Origin of the sequence: Psychrobacter sp. TB55-MNA-CIBAN-0194 (assembly GCF_040309505.1) — a bacterium.
GTDB lineage: Bacteria > Pseudomonadota > Gammaproteobacteria > Pseudomonadales > Moraxellaceae > Psychrobacter > Psychrobacter fozii.
Genome location: NZ_JBEOOW010000142.1, coordinates 1 through 288 on the forward strand (window position 1 = coordinate 1; position 288 = coordinate 288).

General features: G+C 47.2%; 1 protein-coding gene. It reads right to left on the bottom strand.

Features of this window, described 5'->3' with window-relative positions; translation table 11 throughout:
* On the bottom strand, positions 1-288 hold a 288-nt coding region (locus tag AAEY75_RS14600; RefSeq protein ID WP_502944423.1), incomplete at both ends, for a secretin GspD/PilQ domain-containing protein.

Genomic DNA, 288 nt, shown 5'->3' on the forward strand with positions numbered 1-288 from the left:
CTACCCGGTACGACTGAAGAGACTTCCTGTGATACCTCTAAACGTACGGTGCCGTTTGCACCAATATGCGGGATGACGTTTAGATTGATACCAATATCTTGGCGATCGATGGTTTGAAAGGGATTGGTCGAAGAGTCACTACCCGTGGTGTAGGAGCCTGTCACAAACGGCACGTTCTGACCCACTAAGATACTGGCTTTTTCATTGTCCAAGGTCAAAATCGATGGCATGGATAGCAGATTGGCACTGGTAGAAGAATCAAGCGCTTGCAAGATAGCACCATAGAAT